The sequence below is a fragment of the Muricoccus radiodurans genome, assembly GCF_050154705.1.
Taxonomy (GTDB): Bacteria; Pseudomonadota; Alphaproteobacteria; order Acetobacterales; family Acetobacteraceae; genus Roseomonas; species Roseomonas radiodurans.
Genome location: NZ_CP189561.1, coordinates 3,527,302 through 3,547,299 on the forward strand (window position 1 = coordinate 3,527,302; position 19,998 = coordinate 3,547,299).

Here is a 19,998-nt window from a genome sequence, read left to right on the forward strand (position 1 = left end):
AGCAGCCGCCCTTGGGCCGGCGCCGGACCGGACGCAGCGCCCGGGCGGAAGGCGAGCCACAGCGTGAGCCGTGCGGCACGGCGCCGCTCCGGGCACGTCCGGAACCGCGGCAGGCCGGATCCTCCCGCGACACGCGACGTCCTGCACCATCCCGCCCGGCCCGACCGGAAGGTGGGGCGCTTGAGATTACAAGGCGTTTATTGCAGACCCTTCCGAACGCCACGCCCGATTCAAGGTGCGGCGAGTGGAGGGAAGACCCATGCGAGGCCGTGAAGCATCCCGCCGTTCGGTTCTCGCGACCGGCCTCGGCGTTGCCCTCCCCTTCGGCCCGCGCGGCGCCACCGCCCAGGCGCTCGAGCCCCGCGTGACGGTCATCACCAGCTTCTCGCGCGACGTGACGACCCCGTTCCAGCAGGCCTTCGAGCGCCGCTTCCCCGGCACGAAGCTGGAGGTGCAGAACCGCAGCACCACCGCTGCCGTCGCCTTCATCCGGGAAACGCGGAGCAGCCCGCCCGACCTCTTCTGGGCCAGCGCGCCCGATGCCTTCGAGGTCCTGAAGCAGGCCCAGCTCCTGGCGAAGCCGAACATCGACACCACCGGAATCCCGGAGCGCGTGGGCGCGCAGCCCACCCATGATCCGGCGGGCCACTACTTCGGCTTCGCCGTCTCGGGCTACGGCATCATGTACAACACGCGCTACATGCGCGCGAACCGGCTGCCCATCCCGCGGGAATGGGCGGACCTGAAGAACCCGGCCTATCAGGGCCATGTCGGCATCAGCTCGCCCAGCCGCTCCGGCACCACCCACCTGACGGTGGAGACGATCCTGCAGGGTGAGGGCTGGGGCCCGGGCTGGGCGCAGCTGATGGAGATCGCGGGCAACTTCGCCCAGGTCTCGGACCGCAGCTTCGGCGTGCCGGACGCGGTGAACAGCGGCCAGTACGGGATCGGCATCGTCATCGACTTCTTCGGCCTCTCGGCCAAGGCGTCCGGCTTCCCGGTGGAGTTCGTCTATCCCTCCGTCACCACCCTCGTCCCCGCCAGCATCGCCATGATCGAAGGGGCCCGCGCCCCGAACGCCGCGCGCGCCTTCATCCAGTTCCTCCTCTCGCCGGAGGGGCAGGAGGTGTTGCTGGACCCGAAGGTGATGCGCCTTCCCGTGCGCGCCGAGAGCTATGCCAGAGCGCCGGCTGGCTTCCCCAACCCCTTCCAGGACCGCAACCTCGGCGCCCGCGTCGCCTTCGATTCCGACCTGTCGGAGGGACGCTACGAACTCCTGAACTCCCTCTTCGACCGGCTGATCACCTTCCGCCTGCGCGAGCTGACCGAGGCCTGGAAGGCCGTCCACGCCGCGGAGGCCGCGCTGGCCCGCCGCGACAATGCCGAGGGCCGCCAGCTCGTCGCCCAGGCCCGGCAGCGCCTGACCGCCGTGCCGGTGACGGAGACCCAGTCCAAGGACCCGGCCGTGACCGGCGCCTTCCAGGCCACGAGCCGCGAGCGCCCGGCCGCCCAGCGCCAGGCGCAGTACGAGGAGGAGTGGGACCGCGCCGCCCTGGCCGCCTACGCCGAGGCGAAGTCGCTCGCCGAGCGGGCCCAGCGGGCCCGCTGAGCGTCTTGTCCGCCACGACGCTTCCGGCCACGCCCGCCCTTCGGCGCGGCTGGCGCGCGCGCCTGCGGACCGAGGCCTCGGCGGGGCAGGTCCTTGCGGCGCTGCTCGTCGCGGCCTTCCTCATCGCCTTCCTCGTCGTTCCGGTCGTCCGCGTCTTCGCCGCCGCCTTCGCGGCCCCGGGGGGCGGCCTGACTCTGGTTCACTTCGCCGATTTCTTCCGCACCGGGCTGATGATCGAGAGCTTCGGCAACAGCCTCTATGTCGCGGCCATGAGCGTCGTCGTGGCCTCGCTCATCGCCGTGCCGCTGGCGGTGATCCTGGCGCGTTTCCGCTTTCCCGGCGCGGCGCTGATCGGCACGCTCGGCGTGCTGCCCCTGGTGATGCCGCCCTTCGTCGGCGCGGTGGCCATGCAGCTCGTCTTCGGCCGCAACGGCACGGTCAACCTGCTGCTGATGGACCTGTTCGACATCCGCCTGCCCCTGATGGAAGGGCTGAACGGCGTCATCTTCGTCGAGGCCCTGCACTACTTTCCTTTCATCCTGATGAACCTGACCGCCTCTCTCTCGAACATCGACGTCTCGATGGAGGAGGCCGGGCAGAACCTCGGCGCGAAGGGCTTCACCCTGCTGCGCAAGATCGTGCTGCCGCTGGCGCTGCCGGGCTACGTGGCCGGCGCCTCGCTGGTTTTCGTGAAGGTCTTCGACGACCTCGCGACGCCGCTGCTGCTGAACGTGACGAACATGCTCGCGCCCCAGGCCTATCTGCGCGTCACCTCGGTCGGGCTGGGCGACCCGATGGGCTATGTCATCAGCGTGGTCCTCGTCGCCGTGTCGGTCGCGGCCATGGCCGGTTCCGCCCTGCTGTTGCGGGGACGGGACTTCGCCACCCAGCAACGGGGCGGCGGCGGGCTGGCGCGCCGGCCCATGTCGCCGGGGGGACGCGTGCTGGCCTGGTGCTTCGTCGTGCCCGTGCTGCTGCTCGTGCTGGCGCCCCATATCGGCATCCTGCTGCTCTCGTTCGCCACCATCTGGTCCTTCGACCCGCTGCCGGACGGCTACACGCTGGCGCACTACGCCACGGTCCTGCGGGAAACGCCGCAGTTCCTCACGAACACGCTGCTCTATTGTGGCCTGGCCGGTGCCATCGACGTGGTGCTGGGCGTGGTCATCGCCTGGCTCGTGCTGCGCACGCGGCTGCCGGGGCGGAAGCTGCTGGACCTGCTGGCCATGTCGGCGCTGGCGGTGCCGGGGCTGGTGCTCGGCATCGGCGTCCTGCGGACCTATTTCGACGTCCACCTGCCGGACGGGACGTCGCTCGCCACCTCCTGGATCATGCTGACGATCGTCTACGCCGTTCGGCGCCTGCCTTACGCCCTGCGCGCCGCGACGGCAGCCCTGCAACAGCTGCACCGCAGCCTGGAGGAGGCGGCGGAGAACCTCGGCGCGGGCAAGGCGGTCACCCTGACGCGCATCATCCTGCCCCTGATGGCCGGTGGCCTCGCCGCCGCCTTCGTCACGAGCTTCGCGACCGCGGCGGTGGAGCTTTCGGCCACGCTCGTCCTCGCCACGCGGGACGTGGAAGCCCCGCTGTCCTACGGCATCTACGTCTACATGCAGAGCTCGGCGGGACGGGGGCCGGGCGCGGCTCTGGGCGTGATCGCGGTGGCGACGGTGGCGGTCTGCACCTTCGCCGCCAACCGCATCGCCGAACGGGAACGGAGCCGGCGCATGCGGGCTGGGGGAACAGGGGCATGACGATCCACGCGGCCGGGGTGGAGATCGAGAACGTCTCCTTCGGCTACGGCACCACGCCGGTCCTGCAGGACGTGTCCCTGTCGATCGCGAAGGGCGAGTTCTTCGCCTTCCTCGGCCCCTCGGGCAGCGGCAAGACCACGCTGCTGCGGCTGGTGGCGGGCTTCGGCGCGCCGGATTCCGGCCGCATCCTGATCGGCGGCCGCGACGCCACGCGGGAGCCGCCCTGGAAGCGCAATGTCGGGCTGGTGTTCCAGAACTACGCCCTCTGGCCCCACATGACGGTGGCGCAGAACGTCGCCTTCGGGCTCGAACGCCGCCGCGTCCCGCGCGCGGAGCGGGAGCGACGCGTCCGCGCGGCGCTGGATCTCGTCGGCCTGACCCACCTGATGGATCGGCGGCCGGCGCAGCTCTCGGGCGGGCAGCAGCAGCGGGTGGCCATCGCCCGGACGCTGGCGATCGAGCCGGAGGTGCTGCTGTTGGACGAACCCCTCTCGAACCTCGATGCCGGTCTGCGCGCCGGCGTCCGGACCGAGCTGGTGGAGTTGCAGCGCCGCCTGGGCCTGACGACCATCCTGGTGACGCATGACCAGGAGGAGGCGAACGCCGCGGCCGAGCGCATGGCGGTGCTGGAGGGCGGGCGCGTCCTGCAGGTCGGCGCGCCGACGGAGCTCTACGACCGGCCGGCCAGCCGCTTCGTCGCGAACTTCCTCGGCACGGCCAACCTGTTCGAGGGCAGTGTCGTCGACGGGCGGTTCCGAACGGCAGGCGCCAGCCTGCCCGTGCCGGCCGGCAGCGCTCCGGGCCCGGCCACGCTCGCCCTCCGCCCGCAGGGCCTAGAGCTGCTGCGCGATCCGGGTGCCCAGGCCCTGCCGGCCCGAGTCCTGCGCGCCGAGTTCCTCGGCGCCCATGTCCGCTACACCCTCGCGGCCGGCGATCACCTGCGCCTCGTGGCGGAGGAGCCTCACCGCCGCGGGACCGATCCCCTGCCCCCGGGTGCTCCCGTCGGCGTGCTGATCGATCCGGCACAGGTCATCCTGCTGCGGAGCTGACGCTCCCGGATCGTCCGGCAGGGCTCGCCCTTGCTCGCGCCCCAGCCGGTCGAGCGGAGAAGCGCCAGAGCATCGCTCCGCGCCAGGTCGTGGCCGGCGGTGGATGGGTCCCTGGTCGCCCGCGTCGGCTTCCAGGGCCAGAAGTTCGTCCGTCGCCAGATCGGGCGCCTGATCAGGGGCCTGTTCCGGATGACCGCACCCACTTCAGCATGCACCGGGTGGCGTTCCGGACAGACCTGGCCGCCACCCGGCCCGTGGCATCGTGGAAGAGAGCGCCGCAGCGCCCGGGGGTCAGCGGCTCCGGTAAGCGTCGCGCCGGCCCGCTTCATACGCCCGCTGCATCGCCATCTGGCGCCGCTCGCGGCGGAACTCGCGACGCGCTTCCCGCCGCGCCATGTGGCGCTCGAAAGCCTGCCGCTCGAAACGGTCCCGAGGGCCGTACCCATAGCCCTGCGCCTGCGCATCGGGAACCGCCGCCAGCGACGCACCGACCGCAATCATCGCACCAAGGATGGCTCGCTTCATCATGTCCTCCTGGGCCAGGGCTGTCCTAGCCGTTGCAGCACTGCCTAACGCCATCCGCGCGTGATCGTTGTCTCGATGCCGCGCCGAGTGTCTGACATTTGAGCGATGGTGTGATGCGGAGCATATACGAAGCCTGACTCTCCCATTCCCTCTCTACGGCTCTCGCGACGCGCCGAAGAAGCCACCGAGCATGGCATCCGTTCGTCGGCCCATCGGCACGAGAACAGCGTGACACGGTGCGGGAAACATTTGGCCGTTGTGATATGAACGAAACCCGCGCGAAGCGCTGGGCCAATTAGGCAGCCGACGGAGCGACGCCGCCGACTCACAAGGTCCCCTGAGAGCATTGTCTGATGGCGGTGCTGCGCGACGACATCTCTCGCAACGGGTCGAGAGCTGCGGGCAGCACCGTCAATCTCTCGATCGGGTCATTTCGGGCGGCAGGCACCTCGTCACGCGGCCGGATCGCCGTCCACGGACCAGCGACACCGTCAGGGCGCGACCACGGCAAGTCGCTGGCGCGCCAGAAGGTCAGAGATTTGGAACTCGTGGCCGTGCTCAAATTCAACAGGCCCGAGGTGTCGGCCTAACGGGCCGATGGTAATCCGTTGTCCGGCGTTCCAAGGGCGGAGAGCGAGCGGCCCTGATCCAAGGATCGCCCGTCAGCGGACCTCGTCGATTACCGGCCGGTCTGCTGCGCCCGCAGCATCTGGGTCAGCAGCTCATTGGTCTGCTGCTGAGCTTTCACCAGCTCGGCCATATGGTGAACCAGTTCCGCCAGCATGGTTTCGGTTGTACGACCTCCGTAGGACATCGGATCTCCGCCTTCGCAAGTGCAGCAACCCGACCATATCGAACGGGAATCCTGGGCGGAAGCGGCATCGGCCCAACACTCGGATGTGGGAACCGCAACCTGTGATCAGGCCGTTCTGCACCTCGTCAAAACCGGTCGTGGAGACGACGTTCAGCATCCAACAGACTGTCGGTAGCCCCGGCGCCACTGTGCAGGGGTGATCGGCGCGCCGTCGCGCGTTCTCACACTCACGCCGAACTGCTTCGGAAGGCGGTGGGCGCCATGATCCGTGGCTCGCCGCGTCCTCGCCGCAGCCGATCCCCAACGGGTCGGTGGTGGCCGGACCGGCCAGCGCGGCCCGCGTGGCGACGGATGAAGCGGGCGCCGCCTAACGGCGCATCAGGTCGCGCACGGCGCCCGGAGCGGCCGGTGGCGGCGTCCCGGCCACCGGCGCACAATGATCCCTCGCGATTGCTGGGAGGAGCGCGAGCCCCCCTATCCGGTCGCGCCGGGCGCCGCGCGGAACGCGTCGATGTTGGCGGGTCCCTCCAGCGGCGGGGATCCATCCCCCTCATCGACCCGGCTGGTCCCGATCGGCCCTTCGAGAAGCGACAGCGCCGGCCCGTCCTGAGCGAGAAGCCCGGTGAGGCCCGGACGTGACGCGCTGCTCCTCCTGCACTGTCCGCCCGCCGATCCGGCGAACGCTGCGGAACTCGGCGGAGCAACCGGTGACCCAGACCTCCACCGACACCCGATAGGCCGCCTCGCCCGCGACCGGGTGCGGAAAGCTGTGCCGCACGTAGCCAGGCCGGCGCTGGATCGCCGCGAGGCGCAGCGACGGTTCGGTGTGGTCGACCCGCGGCTCGTCGCCGAACCAGCCGAGGAAGCGGATGAGCGCGTCCTCCAGGGCTGGGACCTGCACCGCGACGGCCGGTGGACGCGTGGGCGGAACGGCCGGGCTGGCGGTCCCCGGTGCCTCCAGGGCAGGAGGCTTGCCGGCAGGCACCACGGCCGGAGACGGTGCCGGGACCAGCGCGGGCGGCTTGCCGGCCTGCGCCGGTGGCGCCGAGGCGGCGGCCATCGCCGGACAATGGTTGCGCCCGATCCAGTCCAGCATCCGCAGCGTGTTGAAGCCGGGCTGTCCGGCGGTCACCCGCGTGGCCGTTGTCTCAAGGGGGACCGTGATGGGCGGCCATCCCCGTCATCGCCCTGCGCCGTGCCGTACCGGCCCGCTCGCAGCGTGAAGGCGGCGCCCTCCGACCGCAGGAATCCGACATAGGCCCGCACGTCGACCCGGTTCTCCTGACGGACCGCGTCCCGTCCCTGCCGTCGCACCGTGCGGAGCACGGCCGAGCAGCCGGTCACCTCCATCTCCGACGATTCGTCGTACATGGTGCTGCCGTCGTTCGGCGGCGGACACATGTCGCGACGATGGCCCGGGCGCCGGGTGACGGAGGTCACGCGCGGCCAGGAGTTCGGGTTCCCGGCCTCGACCTCCTGGCTGTAGTCGTTCAGGACCATCATCAGGGCGTCTTCATAGGTCGTCGGCATGGGCTGCGCCGACGTGTCCCGCGCCGTGGCCATCATCAGTACGACCGCGCCGGCGAGCAGGGATGCCGGCGAAGCCATCTGGCGCATCCGGACGCTCCTCGTCTCCGAAAGCATGATGGCCCGTTCTATTCGTGGCAACACCAAATCGTTCCCGAGACGGATCGCTGAATGACCCAACAACCGGTCTCGGAGATGAGGTCAGGGCACCTTGCGATCACGATCTCTGATCCGCACGATGCGGGACGAACGGGGATGCCGGATGGGGACAGTCCCGCCCCGAGGAGTGTTCCAGCACCGCTGCCGTGGTCCCGCCCGAAGATTTCTCCATCCCGCCGCAGCACCCGTGAACCGATTCCCGCAAAGGGCTCCGGCGACACCCAGCGCGGCGCTGAGGCGCGGATCGCGCGCGCTCCGCCCGGTTCATGAGATCGGAATATCCCAGGCGCCATGCGGAGCATCGCACTTTACGGGTCCGGTGTTGGACCTTACCAGGGCGCCCAAGGCGAAGTTTGCCCTGAGCGGTTCAGGGTCCGTGCCGATTTGGAGAGACGACCTTGTCGAAGAAGTTCCTGACCGACGTGATCCAGCAGTCGTCCGATATGACCGGCGTGGCCGCCGGGCGACTGGCGGCCGACATCATCGCCGCCATCAAGGAAGAGATCGTCGAGAACGGCCGTTTCTCCCTTCCGGACTTCGGCTCCTTCACCGTGCGCGAGACGCCGAAGCGCACCGCACTGAACCCGCGGACGGGAGAGAAGGTCGCGGTGAAGGCCGGCGCCACCGTCAAGTTCAAGGCCAGCCCGTCGCTGAAGCTGGCCGCGTTCGCCGGAGCCAAGAAGGCGAAGCGCAAGGCGGCCAAGGCCGGTTGATCGGCCGCCTCGTCGCGACGCCCGAGGGAGGGCTGCTCATCCCATCATCTGGGGAGCAGCCCCGCCAGCGACGGCACGGCCACGGCAAGTGGCCGTAGCCCTCGAACACGGCCTCCGCGGGATGCTGCGCCGGCAGTCTCGGCCGGAGCGTTCGACCGGGACGGCCGTTCAGTGCGCCGGAGTGGACGCCGCGGGCGTTTCCTTGTCATGCCGGGCGAAGCGGTGGATCATCGTCGCGCTGGCCTCGTTCAGGCCCGTCACGGTGACCTCGGCGCCGCGGCGTCGGAACTTCATGACAACCTTGTCGAGCGCCGCGACGGCCGAGATGTCCCAGAAGTGGGCCTGGCTCACATCGATCACCACCCGCGCCGGCCGGTCCTGGTCATCGAAGCTGGCGGCGAGCAGCTCCGCCGAAGCGAAGAAGATCTGCCCGCGCACCCGGTAGGCGCACTCCTTCCCGTCCTCCGACCGCACCTTCTCCACCCTGACGAGCCGGGCGACCTTGCCGGCGAAGAATACGCCGGAGAGGAGCACTCCCACCAGGACGCCCTTCGCCAGGTCGTGGGTCGCGACCACCGTAATCACCGTGGCCAGCATGACGGCCGAGGACGACGGAGGGTTCCGCCGCAGGTCGAGGATCGAGCGCCAGGAGAAGGTGCCGACCGAGACCATGATCATCACGGCGGCTAGCGCCGCCATGGGAATGATGCGGACAAGATCGTCCAGCACGAGGATGAGGAACAGCAGGAAGGCGCCGGCCACGAAGGTGGAGAGCCTGCCGCGGCCGCCCGACCTCACATTGATGACCGACTGTCCGATCATGGCGCAGCCGCCCATCCCGCCGATCAGGGCAGAGCCGATATTCGCGACGCCCTGCCCGAAGCACTCCTGATTCTTGCTGCTCGGCGTGTCCGTCATGTCGTCCACGATCTGGGCCGTCAGCAACGATTCCAGCAACCCGACCGCCGCCAGCGCCGCCGAGTAGGGAAAGATGATCCTCAGCGTCTCGAAGGTGAGTGGAACCCCGGGCAGCGCGAGAACCGGCAGGGTCGAGGGCAACTCACCCAGGTCCCCCACGGTGCGAAGATCCAGGCCCCACCACCAGACGACAGCGGTCAGCACGCCGATCGCAACCAGGGGAGATGGGATGGCCTTCGTCACAAGCGGGAAGAGATAGATGATCGCCAGCCCGACCGCGACCATGCCGTAGGTCTGCACCGGCACGCCGACCAGCTCCGGCAATTGCGCCATGAAGATCAGGATGGCCAGCGCATTGACGAAGCCGGTGATCACCGATCGCGACACGAAGCGCATCAGCCGGTCGAGCCTCAGCAAGCCGGCGCCGATCTGCAGCAGGCCCATGAGGATCGTGGCGGCGAAGAGGTATGGCAGACCGTGCTCCCGAACGAGGGTGACCATGAGCACCGCGGTCGCGGCCGTGGCGGCCGAGATCATGCCGGAGCGCCCGCCGGCGAAGGCCGACACGCAAGCGATGGCGAAGGACGCGAAAAGGCCGACCTTCGGGTCCACGCCGGCGATCACGGAGAAGCCGATCGCCTCCGGGATCAGGGCCAGGGCGACGACGATGCCGGACAGCACATCGCCACGAATGTTGAGGAACCACTCGCGACGCCAGGAAGAAGACGGTGTCATGCAGGAGAAGTCCGCAGAAGGCGCACGGGCTGCCCGTCGTGGAACGAAGGGCGGCGATGTCGCGTCGCTTGCGTTGTCCGGCGGATCAGCGGCCGGAAGAGCCACCCGGGATCTCACCGGGTCCGAGCAGGTGCGATCTCATAGCGTCATTCCATGTTGCAATGCAACGTGGCCCCGCTTCATCGAACGGGCGCCTGTCCGCAAGCTCTCCAACACCTTGCGGCTGCGTGGGGACTGTCCCTAGTTCAGTGATCCTGCCTGTTGAGATCGGAATCCGCCCTTGTCCATCCGCATCGCCCTCGCCGCTCTCCTGCTGCTGCCGACGGTCGCCGTCGCGCAGACCCCGCCGGATGGCGAGACGATCTTCCGACGGGACTGCTCCGCCTGTCACGGCATGGACGCCCGCAACCGCGTCGGCCCGGGCCTCGCCGGCTTCTGGGGGCGTGCCGCGGGCGCGGCGGAGAACTTCCGCTACTCCGCCGCCATGCGCGCGAAGGCGGAGGCCGGGCTGCGCTGGGACGAGGAGACCGTCCGCGCCTATCTCCGCAACCCGCGCGAGGTCGTCCCGGGCGGCACGATGGCCTATCCAGGCCTGCGCGACGAGGCACGGCTCGAGGCGCTCGTCGCTTGGCTGCGGGAGCGCTCGGCCGCGCAGCCCTGAGGGCGCGTCAGCCGAACAGCTCGCGGGTGATGCTGGCGTACCACCCGTCCGCGTGCAGCGCCTCCAGCCGCCGCTGCTCCGGCAGGTCGCCATCTCCGTGTTCGGCTCCACGATGACGACACGCACCGCCGTCGCCATCAGCCGGCCGAGGCCCCGGGCGGTGGCGGGGCGGACAAGGCTGACCTTTCCGGCCTCGCGTTGATCAGCCGGCCGGCTCGGATCCCCCGTTCGTCAAGGGTCCGTCCCCGTCCCCCTCCGTCGGAAGGCGCAAGGCCCGCCGAAGCCTGGGGGTGACCTCCCGGCGAACGGGCGAGCGCGCGTGGTTCTGCCAGTAGCTCCCGGTGGACTTGTACCCCGCGGAGAGGCCGACCGCGATGCTCTGCCGCAGCTGCGGCAGGGGAAGGATGGTGACGTCGCGCAACCCGTCCATCAGCCCTGCGCCGGGCCGGAGCAGCTGCGCGACGAAGCACCGGCTCAGCATCCCCGGCCCGGTGTCGAGCCACGGGCCGCTCCGGTCGCCGCGGTTGAGCGCGTCGGCCGCCTGCCGCAGTGCCGACTCGATCAGGGCGTGCCCGGGTGCTGCCCCGATGATGTTGTTGCCGAGATTCGCCATGCGCTCCTGCGTGAGCAGGCACGCCGTCGGGAACCGGTCCCGCAACGCGTCCAGGGGCGTGAGGCAACGGTCGTCCGCATCGGCGTAGAACCCGCCCTCCCGCGCCAGGACGGCGAGCCGGAACAGGTCGGCCTGCTCGGCCGCCTGCCGCGCCAGCCGGAAGGCGGAGCAGACATCCGGGGAAGCATGGGCCTGCAGATAGGCATAAGCGCTGGTCGCGTCGAAGCGCCGGTACGCGTAATGCGGGTTGGTCTCCGCCCAGCTTCGCATGAGCTCGTCCACGTCGGCCGGCGGCACCGGATCCTGCCAGTACTGGATCACCCGCTGCGGGATGGGCGACCGGGCATCCGGCCCCGGCCGATCGGCCCCGGCCTCCAGCAGCCCGGCGCGTCGCAGGTGGAGCAGGAGCGCCATGGCCGCCGATGTCTGGTCCGGCCAGGTGCGGCACGCGTCCACCAGCGCGGGCAGGCGCGCCTCGAACGGCAGGGCCTGCGCGCGGTGCAGCACCTCCTCCAGTTCGGCATCGAGCAGGTATTCCTCCGTCAGCCGCCCGAGGAACCCGGACGAGACCCTGGGCACGCGCGCATCCGGCAGGCGGCGCGACAGCCGGTCTGCCGCCTGATCCGACAGCCAGGCCCGCGCGTCGCGCGGGCGGTTCAGCGACAGGCAGGTCCGCACGCAGGTCTCGAGCGCGGCCCCGTGGCGCGGGTCCGCGCGGACCGCCGACGTGGCAAGCCGCGCCGCATCCTCCATCCGCCATTCCGCCTCGGCGACCAGGGCCTGCGCGTGGAGGAACCGGGTCCTGCCGCGCTCCGACAGCGGGGCATCGTCCAGCGCCTCCGCTGCCTCCCGCGTGCGGCCCGTCCGGATCCAGTGCTCGATCTGCAGCCACCAGAGCGCCGCGTCGGCCGGCCTGGCCTCGCGAGCCGCCTCGAGAAGGCGCAGCGCCTCCGCCGTTCGGCCGCGCCGGAACAGGATGCCGATCCGCTGGACCCTGGCCGCGTCCGGCACGATCTTCCGGGCGTCCATCTCGTCCAGCAGTGCCAGCGCCTCCTCCCACGCCCCGATCCGGCACCGGGCGTCCACGGCGGCCGACCACGCCCAGCCCGCCCCTGGCCGCTCGGCCCGGATGCGGTCGCACAGGAGGGCGGCGGCCCCGTCATGGCCCAGGGCGCGCAGCAGCCGGTGGGCGACCTGGAGCGCGGGCAGGTGATCGGGCTCCCGGTCCAGCGCGTCCCGCAGCGCCGCCTCCGCCTCCTCGGCCCGGCCGATCTCCAAGAGGTCGCGGGCCAGCTCCGCGCGGGGCTCCGCGCGCTGCGGCGCGAGGTCCACGGCCCGCCGAAGCGCGCGCAACCCCTCCGCCGTCCCGGGGCCCTGCGTCGTCCGCCAGAGCCGGCCGAGGCCGAGCCACGCGTCCGGATCGTCCGGCATGGCGTCGGCGGCGCGGTGCAGGACCTTCTCAGACGTCTTCGTCAACCCGGCCGCGGCGCACTCGCTGCCGAGCGCGAGAAGATCCGGCACGGCTGTCGGCATCCGCGCGCCAACTTGGCCGAGGAGGAGCCTCGCGAGGTCGCCCCGCCCATCCAACCGGAGGGCCCGCGCCAGCGCGATCTGCTGACCCGCGGTCACGGCCACGGTCAGCCCTCCCAGTTCGTCGAGGAGATCATCCGAGAGGAGCGCGCGGCCGAGGCTGACCACGGCGTCGGCCGAGCCGGGATCGAGCCGGTGGGCGGCGCGCAACCGCTCCAGGCCCGCTGCACCGTCCCCCGAGGCCCGCTCCATCGCGCCGAGGCGGAGGAGGATGTCCACCGACGGCCCGTGCGATCGCAGCGCCTCCTCCGCGAGCGAACGCGCCGCCTCCGGACGGTCGATCTCCAGCAGAAGATCGATCCTCAGGCAGCGGAGCGCGGGCGCATGGTTCCCCGCTGCCTCAACGGCCTCGAGTTGCGGCAGAGCGGCCGGGATGCCTCCGGACTCCCGCAGCATCTCCCTCAGCTCCTGCGCGGCGCGCGGCTCATCCGGCGCGGTGGAGAGCGCGGCGGCGTAGGCGTCGTACGCCTCGTTCAGCCGCCCGCCGTTCCGGAGGACGCGGGCGAGGTCCAGGAAGAGGCGGGAATCCCGGATGCCGGAAGCGATCCCGTCCCGGAGATGGCGTTCCGCCGCCGCGGGATCGTCCCGGTCCCGGGCCAGGCGGGAGAGCTGCAGCACGGGCAGGACCCGTGTTGGCTTCTGGACACGCAGGTCGAGATAGGCCTGCTCCGCCCGCGCCGTGTGGCCGAGCGAGAGAGCGAGACGGGCGATCTCCGTCAGGCTCTCGATCGTGGGCGGCATCGCCTCCAGCCGGGCCAGGGCGGCCCGGAGTTCCGCCTCCCTGTCGGTGTCGGCCGGGACGGCCTCCGATCCAGGGGCCAATGCCCCGGGGAGGACGGCGGAGAAGGGCGGCTCCCCGGTCGACGGCGCGGCTTGTTCCGGCCGGCCTGCCTCGGCCTGCCCCGCGTCGTCGGGCGGCTCCCGGGAAATCCCCGCGATCCTGCGGCCCACACGCTCGCTGCGGGGATCGAGCACCCCTGCGGCACGATACGCCTCCGCGGCTTCGTCCGGATGCCCGGCCTCGCGAAGCGCGTCCCCATAGTCGACGAGGATGGAGACGTTCTCGGGGGCGTTCGCCGCCGCCTCACGAAGGAGCTCCACCGCGGTTCGCACGTCGCCACGGGCCGTGGCGACGCGGGCGAGGTCGCGCAGGGCGCGCGCGTGACCCGGCTGCTTTGCCAGCACCTCCTGGAGGAGGGGCTCAGCCTCGTCGAGCCGCCTGAGCTGAATCAGCACCCGCGCCGCGTCGATCAGGTAGCGGGAGCGTCCGGGTTGCAGCGCGATCGCCGCCTGGAAAAGCGCGAGCGCGCCTTCGGCGTCGCCCCGCTCCTCCGCGGCCCTGCCGAGATCGCTCCGCTCCCGCGCGGTTGGGATGGCCTCCGGCCTTCGTCCGAGAGCGGAAATGTCAGGGCATCCTACCGGCAGGCATCACCGGACGGCTCGCCCCACGCACAGGCGAGACCGAATCGGCGGGAAAGGACACCGTCAGCGTGCGGCGTCCACCCCTGCGGATGAGGCGCGGCGTCCGGGCCTCAGGCCGCAGCGCGTTCCGCGCCGAGCAGCGACGCGGCGACGTCCTGCAGGCGCCGGCGCGTCGCGGCCGGGATCTGCCGCGCCGACAGCGCGCGCGGCAGATCCATCTCCGGGATCACCTTGTCGCCGATCGTCGCCAGGTATTCGCGGCCGTTGTCGAAGCGCGCGCGGGTCACGTAATCCACGAAGGACTCCGTCGGTGCGCCCTCGGCGAGGATGGCCGCATGCTCGTCCAGCTCGACGTGGTAGTAGGTGAAGACGTCGGGAACGTTCTCTTCGCGAACGATGGAGGTCCCGTTCACCAGCGCCCCGGCCTCGACCAGAACGCCGTCGATGACCATCGCGTGGCCCGGAGAGACGAGCAGATCGCGCCGCGGCAGGCCGCCGCCGAGCGCGCCGGCGCGGATGCGCACCGGGCGACTGTGCAGGCGATGGGCGAAGACCTTGCTGACGGTCTGCTGGCCGATCCACCGGACCGGCAAGGTCCGCCCGTCTGCAAGCAGGACGGCGTCGCCAGGGCAAAGGGCCTCGACAGCGATGTCGCCCTTCGTCGTCGAGATCAGCGTACCGGCCATGAAGCATACGACGGTGACTGTGCTCGTTTGAGCTGTGGTTAAGCTGCCACCATTTTCACCGTCCGAAACAAGAATGGTGTCGCTGTTTGGGTCTGAAAAGATTGCATCTCGATCACCATTGAAGGTGAAGCTGTAATTCGTCTGACCACCCGAAATAACCTGAGACGTCGTTGCCGTGATCGTCTGCCCGTTCAGGGTAAATGTCAGTGTACCACCCTGACCGTTGGTCGTTACCGAGCCACTGATCGTGAGCACATTCGTGGCGGAGTTGTATGTCACGGTTGGCGTGCCAAGAGATTGGATCGACAACTTCATGTCCCCCGTATGCGCACGATGTCGCGACTCGCGAAATCACTGATGCGATGAGAAGGTCTGCCTCAACGGGCCCGAGATGCGGGCTGCGATGGAGGACCTCTCTTTTCAGAAATGAACATATCGAGGCAGGTATGTTTCGGTCTACCAACCTCAGGTTGAAGATCACAGATCCGTTACAGCATGCCCGGGCCCTTCCGATCATCCATGGGCCTCGCCTTCACGGACGGCCTGCACGACTGGTCTGACAAGGGGGTGGGATCTCGCTCATCCGAGGTCACTGCCTGAGGATGGCCACGGATTGTGGAGCAGGAAGAGTTGGGGGGCGCCCTCGTGAACCCAGGTCACCGCGCCAGCACGCCACATCGGAATGTGGTGTGGCGCTACCTGGGGTGGCGGAGGCCGGACATTCGCAACCCCCGTGTGTCCCCCAAACTGTCTCGGGCGAAGGTGCTGCAGCGGCTAACCAGAACGTCCCTCATGCCTCCCGACACCCACCATCACCGCCCCCCATCGAGAAAGGCACGGATAGCGGCCACCGTCGCCGCCGGCTGCTCCTCCATCAGCCAGTGCCCGGCATCCGGAATGATCTGCTCCTGCACGTCCGTCGCGGCGGCCCGCATCACCACGGCCATGGTCGCGCCGAACGACCTCTCGCCACCGATGGCGAGCACCGGCATGGTCAGTCGTCCCGCCGACAGGAAGGCCCGGTTGTCCAACGCGTCCTGATCGAAGGCCGCGAACTGGCTGAAGCCGGCGCGCATGGCGCCGGGCTGGGCGTAGAGCGCCGCGTAATGCGCGCGCGACGCCTCGCTGAAGCGCCGCGGATCGGCCGAGAACTCGTTCCAGAACCGGTCCAGGTAGATGCGCTCCCGTCCCGCCACCAACCGCTCCATGTCCGGACCACCGAAGCGGAAGTGCCAGAGGAGCGGGCTCTTCAGGATCTCCTCCCAGGGCCCGATGCCGGGAAGCGGCGCATCCATCAGGACGAAGCGCGTGACCCGCGCCGGGAACTGCGCCGCGAAGGCGTAGCCCACCATGTTGCCGATATCGTGCGTGACGAGCGCGGCGCGGTCGATGCGAAGCGCATCGAGCACCCGCGCGATGTCCTGCCCCTGCGTCTTCTTGTCGTAGCCTCCTGCGGGGCGGGACGAGAGCCCCATGCCGCGCAGGTCCGGCACGACGACCGTGTGGTCGCGCGCCAGCTCGTCCGCCATCGGCGCCCACATGTCGCCGGTCTCGCCATACCCGTGCAGCAGCACCACGGCCGGGCCCTGTCCGCCGATGCGGACGTGCAGCGTGACATCCGCGGCCTGGATCGCCTCGGTGCGGAATCCGGCCGGGAAGGGCTGGACCTGGGCCGCAGCCGGTAAGGCCAGGGCGAGCGCCCCGAGGACACCCAAGGCGAAGTGACGCATCTCTCTCATCTCCCGGCGGGGGAAAGCCCCTGGCGGCCGGACTATGGCGTGGCATTCACGTTCGGATCAGACTGGCATCGGCGGAACTCGCATCCGGATTTGCCGAACGATGATGAAGCTGGATGGCATTCACACCTTCGTCGCCGTGGCGGAGGCCGGATCGCTCAGTGCGGCCGCCAGGCGCCTCAATCTCTCGAAGTCCGTCGTCAGCGAGCGTCTGGTCGAGCTGGAGCGTGTCCTTGGGACGGTGCTGGTGCATCGCACGACCCGGAATCTCTCACTCACCGAAGACGGGACGGCGTTCCTCGAACGGGCCTCCCGCATCGCGCGCGAGGTCGCGGAGGCCGCGGCCGACATGGCGGAGCGCCGCGGCACGCTGTCCGGACCGCTGCGCATCTCCGCCCCGGTGACCTTCGGCCGGATGCATCTCGGCCCCGCGCTCTACCCCTTCGTGCGGCAGCATCCCCGGATCGAGCTGACGCTCGATCTCGATGATCGCCGCGTCGACGTCGCGGCCGACGGATACGACGCCGTGGTGCGCCATGGAGAGGTCGGCGACACCCGCCTCGTGGCCTGGCCAATGGCCGCGAGCCGCCGCGTCCTCGTGGCGGCGCCCGCCTACCTCGCGCAGCACGGCACGCCGGCCTCCATCACCGAACTCGAGCAGCACGCGGGGATCGTCTACACGAACCGGGGCGCCGCCGATTGGCGCTTCGTCGGCGCGCGCGGCGCGTCCATCGTGCGCGGCCGGCCGGGCCTGCGGGTCAACAACGGCGACATGATGCGCGACGCCGCGATCGCCGGGGTCGGGATCGCCCTCCTGCCCACCTTCATTGTCGGCGAGGCCATCCGGTCCGGTGCCCTGGTGTCCGTGGATGTCGGGATCGAGGCGGCACCGGAGTCCATCTACATGGCACACCCCGAAGGACGGCGCGCCTCCGCGAAGCTTCGCGCCCTGGCCGATTGCCTGCGCCACGCCTTCGGCACGCCGCCCTACTGGGACGCGTCCTGAGGCAGGCCCCGGCCCGTGAGCATCCCTGACTTCCGCTCGCCTCCCCTGCATCGCGGATCACCATGACGCCGACGAGAGATCTCCTCCATGGGGGCGAAATCGCCAGAGGAGAGCGACGATGCCCGATCGGAGGCTGATCGCCCCCGAATGGCTGACCATCCGGATCCTCGTTCGCGCTGCGGAGACCGGCAGCCTCTCGCACGCGGCCCGCGACTGCGCCATCGCCACCTCGGCGGCGGCGCGTCGTGTGCAGTTGCTCGAGGAGGCGTGCGGCGTCGCCCTGCTGGAGCGCCTGCCCCGCGGCGTCCGGCCGACCGCGGCCGGCGAGGCGTTCCTGTGCCACGCCCACACCCACGTCGAGGTCGCCTCGCGCCCGACGGATGAGATGCGCGCCTTCGCCGCCGGGGGCGCGCGAAGGCCGCGCCGGGCACCGTCTCCTGCGGCACGAACGGCATCCTCTCCCGCTTCCACATCTCGCTGGAGCGCTGGAACGAGGCGGCCGCCATCGCGCTGCTGCACATCCCCTTCAACGGCACGCCGCCGGGGGTGATCGGCGTGCTGTCGGGGCAGGTGGGTCTCGTCGTCGTGCGCCCGGCCTCGGTCGCCGATCCCGGCATGGCGGGGGCGCCTGCGCGCCATCGGCGCGATGACGGAGGAGCGCCTGCCCGAGTTCCCCGAGGTGCCGACCTTCCGGGAGGTCGGGCTCGACCTCGTCTCGCTCGCCTGGCGCGGGCTGGCCGCGGAACTGAGGCCACCCCGCCACGGCACCGGACGGCAAGGCCCTTGCCGACCAAGGGGAGTCCTGTCTATCGTGTTCCCTGTTCGTTCCTATAGGGCTCCCGATGACCTTCTTCCCGGACGACACCCACGCGCCGCCCAGCGACCTCGACGTCCCCGCCGCCCGGCAGGCGGCCCGGCAGTATGCCGCCGCGGTCGCGCGCGGCGTACCCCAGGGCATCGCCTGGGCGGAGGCGGTGGACCTCTTCGCCCTGCACCACCCCTCCTGGCCCCGGCCGCTGGTGGAGCGGGAGGCCGCCCGGACCGTCGGCGCGCTGGCCGCCTGGCAGCGGGACCGGGCCGAGGACCTGCGCGCGGTGCCGCCGCGGGCCACGCCGCCGCGGGCCCTCCTCTGCGCGCTCGCCTCCCCGATGGAGCCCGAGACAGCCGATGAGGAGGAGGCCCCGGTCGGGCCCTTCCGGATCGGCGCGAGGATCCCGGCGGGGGCCTTCCCCCTGCCGGCGAAGCTGCCCCTCGGCCGCTTCCCGGGGCCGGCCGTCGCGGGGCTCTGCGCGGCGCTGTAGCGCCCGGCGCCGGCCGCCCCGCAAGCTGGCGAAGGGGGCCGCCCGCATTGGCAAAGCCTCCGGCCCGGCGTTACGGAGTGGTGGCCGGGACGCCGGCAAGCCCCCTTCGGACACAGGCCGATGCAAGCTGAACATGCCGGGCTCCTGGACAGCGGCGAGCCGGTCCAACGCCTCGTCCTGGAAGCGGCCGGCCTCCGCGTGGCGGTGCTGACCTATGGCGGCATCCTCGAGAGGCTCGAGGTGCCGGACCGCGCGGGCCGGATGGACAACGTCGTGCTGGGCCTCGGCTCCCTCGCGGCGTACAGCCGGGTCAGCCCCTATTTCGGCGCGATCGTCGGGCGCTACGCCAACCGGATCGCGGGCGGCCGCTTCACGCTGGACGGGCGCGAGCACCGGCTGGCCTGCAACAACGGGCCGAACAGCCTGCACGGCGGAAACCGGGGCTTCGACAAGCACGTCTGGCACGTCGATGACGGGGACCGCCGCCAGGTGCAGCTCTCCCGCATCAGCCCGGACGGCGAGGAGGGCTATCCCGGCACCCTCCAGGTCTCGGTCCGCTACGCGCTGGAAGCGGACCGCACCCTGCGGATCAGCTACCGCGCCGAGACCGACCGGCCCACGGTGCTGAACCTGAGCAACCACAGCTACTGGAACCTCTCCGGCGAGGGATCGGGGACCGCCCTGGACCACGAGCTGGAGATCGCCGCGGACCGCTTCTGCCCCGTCGACTCCACGGCGATCCCGACCGGCGAGCTCCGTCCGGTGGAGGGGACGCCCTTCGACTTCCGCCGCCCGACCCGGATCGGCGCGCGCCTTCGCGCGGCGGACCCGCAGCTTCTGGTCGGCCGCGGCTACGACCACAACTGGGCGCTCCGGGACCCCGTTACCCCCGGCCCCCGCCTCGCCGCGCGGCTGCGGGACCCGGCCAGCGGACGCGTGCTGGAGGTGCTGACGGACCAGCCGGGCCTGCAATTCTACAGCGGCAACTTCCTGGACGGCAGCCTCGTCGGCCCGGGCGGCCGCACCTACCGGCAGGGCGACGGTCTCGCGCTCGAGACGCAGCACTTTCCCGACAGCCCGAACCACCCGCACTTCCCCTCCACCGTGCTGCGGCCCGGCGAGACCTTCCGCTCATCCACCCTGCTGCGCTTCTCGGCCCCGGGCTGACGCCGGGCTGACA

General features: G+C 70.8%; 18 protein-coding genes and 1 other annotated feature. Of the genes, 10 read left to right on the forward strand and 8 right to left on the reverse strand.

Going from position 1 to position 19,998, the window contains the following annotated elements; translation table 11 throughout:
• Nucleotides 1-259 precede the first annotated feature (259 nt).
• From ACP6CK_RS16755 to ACP6CK_RS16765, 3 genes are read left to right on the forward strand one after another with little or no spacing between them, the layout of a single operon-like run.
• On the forward strand, nucleotides 260-1,609 hold the full coding sequence (locus ACP6CK_RS16755; RefSeq protein WP_426954438.1) for an ABC transporter substrate-binding protein: 1,350 nt from the start codon (nucleotides 260-262) through the stop codon (nucleotides 1,607-1,609).
• 5 nt (nucleotides 1,610-1,614) lie between these two features.
• Nucleotides 1,615-3,363 carry an ABC transporter permease gene (locus ACP6CK_RS16760; protein WP_426954439.1) on the forward strand — a complete coding sequence of 583 codons (1,749 nt, stop codon included), beginning with the start codon at nucleotides 1,615-1,617 and terminating at the stop codon, nucleotides 3,361-3,363.
• Nucleotides 3,360-4,412, forward strand: coding sequence for an ABC transporter ATP-binding protein (locus tag ACP6CK_RS16765; RefSeq protein WP_426954440.1), 1,053 nt, complete (start codon nucleotides 3,360-3,362; stop codon nucleotides 4,410-4,412). Before ACP6CK_RS16760 ends, ACP6CK_RS16765 begins: the two co-directional genes overlap by 4 nt.
• A 291-nt stretch (nucleotides 4,413-4,703) precedes the next feature.
• Here ACP6CK_RS16765 and ACP6CK_RS16770 read toward each other — a convergent pair whose 3' ends face one another.
• Nucleotides 4,704-4,940: a hypothetical protein gene (locus tag ACP6CK_RS16770; protein ID WP_426954441.1), complete on the reverse strand. Its 237-nt coding sequence runs from the start codon at nucleotides 4,938-4,940 to the stop codon at nucleotides 4,704-4,706.
• Nucleotides 4,941-5,290: 350 nt separating this feature from the next.
• Between ACP6CK_RS16770 and ACP6CK_RS16775 the strand changes: the two genes are divergently transcribed.
• A complete protein-coding gene (locus ACP6CK_RS16775) occupies nucleotides 5,291-5,527 on the forward strand; it encodes a hypothetical protein (RefSeq protein ID WP_426954442.1) in 237 nt (78 codons plus the stop codon).
• Nucleotides 5,528-5,616: 89 nt separating this feature from the next.
• Here the strand turns inward: ACP6CK_RS16775 and ACP6CK_RS16780 are convergent, their stop codons facing one another.
• The 3 genes from ACP6CK_RS16780 to ACP6CK_RS16790 all read right to left on the reverse strand — a co-directional run bounded on the left by ACP6CK_RS16780 (nucleotide 5,617) and on the right by ACP6CK_RS16790 (nucleotide 7,368).
• Nucleotides 5,617-5,751, reverse strand: a complete 135-nt coding sequence (locus ACP6CK_RS16780; protein ID WP_426954443.1) for a hypothetical protein — start codon at nucleotides 5,749-5,751, stop codon at nucleotides 5,617-5,619.
• Nucleotides 5,752-6,301: 550 nt separating this feature from the next.
• On the reverse strand, nucleotides 6,302-6,883 hold the full coding sequence (locus ACP6CK_RS16785; RefSeq protein ID WP_426954444.1) for a hypothetical protein: 582 nt from the start codon (nucleotides 6,881-6,883) through the stop codon (nucleotides 6,302-6,304).
• A complete protein-coding gene (locus ACP6CK_RS16790; protein ID WP_426954445.1) occupies nucleotides 6,880-7,368 on the reverse strand; it encodes a hypothetical protein in 489 nt (162 codons plus the stop codon). Before ACP6CK_RS16790 ends, ACP6CK_RS16785 begins: the two co-directional genes overlap by 4 nt.
• Nucleotides 7,369-7,835: 467 nt before the next feature.
• Between ACP6CK_RS16790 and ACP6CK_RS16795 the strand changes: the two genes are divergently transcribed.
• On the forward strand, nucleotides 7,836-8,150 hold the full coding sequence (locus tag ACP6CK_RS16795; RefSeq protein ID WP_426954446.1) for an HU family DNA-binding protein: 315 nt from the start codon (nucleotides 7,836-7,838) through the stop codon (nucleotides 8,148-8,150).
• Nucleotides 8,151-8,318: 168 nt separating this feature from the next.
• On the opposite strand, the gene ACP6CK_RS16800 is transcribed toward ACP6CK_RS16795, so the two are convergent.
• Nucleotides 8,319-9,803 carry a SulP family inorganic anion transporter gene (locus tag ACP6CK_RS16800; RefSeq protein WP_426954447.1) on the reverse strand — a complete coding sequence of 495 codons (1,485 nt, stop codon included), beginning with the start codon at nucleotides 9,801-9,803 and terminating at the stop codon, nucleotides 8,319-8,321.
• A 71-nt stretch (nucleotides 9,804-9,874) separates the two neighbouring features.
• Nucleotides 9,875-9,930: a sequence feature (sul1 is cis-regulatory element that is thought to sense ions involved in sulfur or methionine metabolism; They are found in Alphaproteobacteria), on the reverse strand.
• A gap of 153 nt (nucleotides 9,931-10,083) precedes the next feature.
• On the opposite strand from ACP6CK_RS16800, the gene ACP6CK_RS16805 reads away from it, so the two are divergent.
• Nucleotides 10,084-10,464, forward strand: a complete 381-nt coding sequence (locus ACP6CK_RS16805; protein ID WP_426954448.1) for a c-type cytochrome — start codon at nucleotides 10,084-10,086, stop codon at nucleotides 10,462-10,464.
• A gap of 202 nt (nucleotides 10,465-10,666) precedes the next feature.
• On the opposite strand, the gene ACP6CK_RS16810 is transcribed toward ACP6CK_RS16805, so the two are convergent.
• The 3 genes from ACP6CK_RS16810 to ACP6CK_RS16820 all read right to left on the reverse strand — a co-directional run bounded on the left by ACP6CK_RS16810 (nucleotide 10,667) and on the right by ACP6CK_RS16820 (nucleotide 16,505).
• Entirely contained in the window at nucleotides 10,667-14,092 is a 3,426-nt protein-coding gene (locus ACP6CK_RS16810; RefSeq protein WP_426959928.1) for a tetratricopeptide repeat protein, read from the reverse strand.
• Between the two features lie 107 nt (nucleotides 14,093-14,199).
• The gene (locus ACP6CK_RS16815; protein WP_426954449.1) at nucleotides 14,200-15,090 is read right to left on the reverse strand and encodes a Hint domain-containing protein; all 891 of its coding nucleotides are present in this window, start codon (nucleotides 15,088-15,090) and stop codon (nucleotides 14,200-14,202) included.
• Between the two features lie 497 nt (nucleotides 15,091-15,587).
• Nucleotides 15,588-16,505, reverse strand: coding sequence for an alpha/beta fold hydrolase (locus ACP6CK_RS16820; RefSeq protein WP_426954450.1), 918 nt, complete (start codon nucleotides 16,503-16,505; stop codon nucleotides 15,588-15,590).
• Between the two features lie 109 nt (nucleotides 16,506-16,614).
• On the opposite strand from ACP6CK_RS16820, the gene ACP6CK_RS16825 reads away from it, so the two are divergent.
• The 4 genes from ACP6CK_RS16825 to ACP6CK_RS16840 all read left to right on the forward strand — a co-directional run bounded on the left by ACP6CK_RS16825 (nucleotide 16,615) and on the right by ACP6CK_RS16840 (nucleotide 19,985).
• Nucleotides 16,615-17,517 carry a LysR family transcriptional regulator gene (locus ACP6CK_RS16825; RefSeq protein ID WP_426954451.1) on the forward strand — a complete coding sequence of 301 codons (903 nt, stop codon included), beginning with the start codon at nucleotides 16,615-16,617 and terminating at the stop codon, nucleotides 17,515-17,517.
• Nucleotides 17,518-17,635: 118 nt separating this feature from the next.
• Nucleotides 17,636-18,067 (forward strand): LysR family transcriptional regulator, encoded by a 432-nt coding sequence (locus ACP6CK_RS16830; RefSeq protein ID WP_426954452.1) that lies wholly within the window; start codon nucleotides 17,636-17,638, stop codon nucleotides 18,065-18,067.
• A gap of 292 nt (nucleotides 18,068-18,359) precedes the next feature.
• Nucleotides 18,360-18,818, forward strand: a complete 459-nt coding sequence (locus ACP6CK_RS16835) for a hypothetical protein (RefSeq protein ID WP_426954453.1) — start codon at nucleotides 18,360-18,362, stop codon at nucleotides 18,816-18,818.
• A 120-nt stretch (nucleotides 18,819-18,938) separates the two neighbouring features.
• The gene (locus ACP6CK_RS16840) at nucleotides 18,939-19,985 is read left to right on the forward strand and encodes an aldose epimerase family protein (protein ID WP_426954454.1); all 1,047 of its coding nucleotides are present in this window, start codon (nucleotides 18,939-18,941) and stop codon (nucleotides 19,983-19,985) included.
• Nucleotides 19,986-19,998: the final 13 nt, after the last annotated feature.

Coding starts and splice junctions, on each gene's coding strand:
- ACP6CK_RS16755 (WP_426954438.1), top strand. CDS start 260: ATGCGAGGCCGTGAAGCATCCCGCCGTTCGGTTCTCGCGACCGGCCTC.
- ACP6CK_RS16765 (WP_426954440.1), top strand. CDS start 3,360: ATGACGATCCACGCGGCCGGGGTGGAGATCGAGAACGTCTCCTTCGGC.
- ACP6CK_RS16770 (WP_426954441.1), bottom strand. CDS start 4,940: ATGATGAAGCGAGCCATCCTTGGTGCGATGATTGCGGTCGGTGCGTCG.
- ACP6CK_RS16775 (WP_426954442.1), top strand. CDS start 5,291: ATGGCGGTGCTGCGCGACGACATCTCTCGCAACGGGTCGAGAGCTGCG.
- ACP6CK_RS16780 (WP_426954443.1), bottom strand. CDS start 5,751: ATGTCCTACGGAGGTCGTACAACCGAAACCATGCTGGCGGAACTGGTT.
- ACP6CK_RS16790 (WP_426954445.1), bottom strand. CDS start 7,368: ATGCGCCAGATGGCTTCGCCGGCATCCCTGCTCGCCGGCGCGGTCGTA.
- ACP6CK_RS16800 (WP_426954447.1), bottom strand. CDS start 9,803: ATGACACCGTCTTCTTCCTGGCGTCGCGAGTGGTTCCTCAACATTCGT.
- ACP6CK_RS16815 (WP_426954449.1), bottom strand. CDS start 15,090: ATGAAGTTGTCGATCCAATCTCTTGGCACGCCAACCGTGACATACAAC.
- ACP6CK_RS16820 (WP_426954450.1), bottom strand. CDS start 16,505: ATGCGTCACTTCGCCTTGGGTGTCCTCGGGGCGCTCGCCCTGGCCTTA.
- ACP6CK_RS16825 (WP_426954451.1), top strand. CDS start 16,615: ATGATGAAGCTGGATGGCATTCACACCTTCGTCGCCGTGGCGGAGGCC.
- ACP6CK_RS16830 (WP_426954452.1), top strand. CDS start 17,636: ATGCCCGATCGGAGGCTGATCGCCCCCGAATGGCTGACCATCCGGATC.
- ACP6CK_RS16835 (WP_426954453.1), top strand. CDS start 18,360: ATGACCTTCTTCCCGGACGACACCCACGCGCCGCCCAGCGACCTCGAC.
- ACP6CK_RS16840 (WP_426954454.1), top strand. CDS start 18,939: ATGCAAGCTGAACATGCCGGGCTCCTGGACAGCGGCGAGCCGGTCCAA.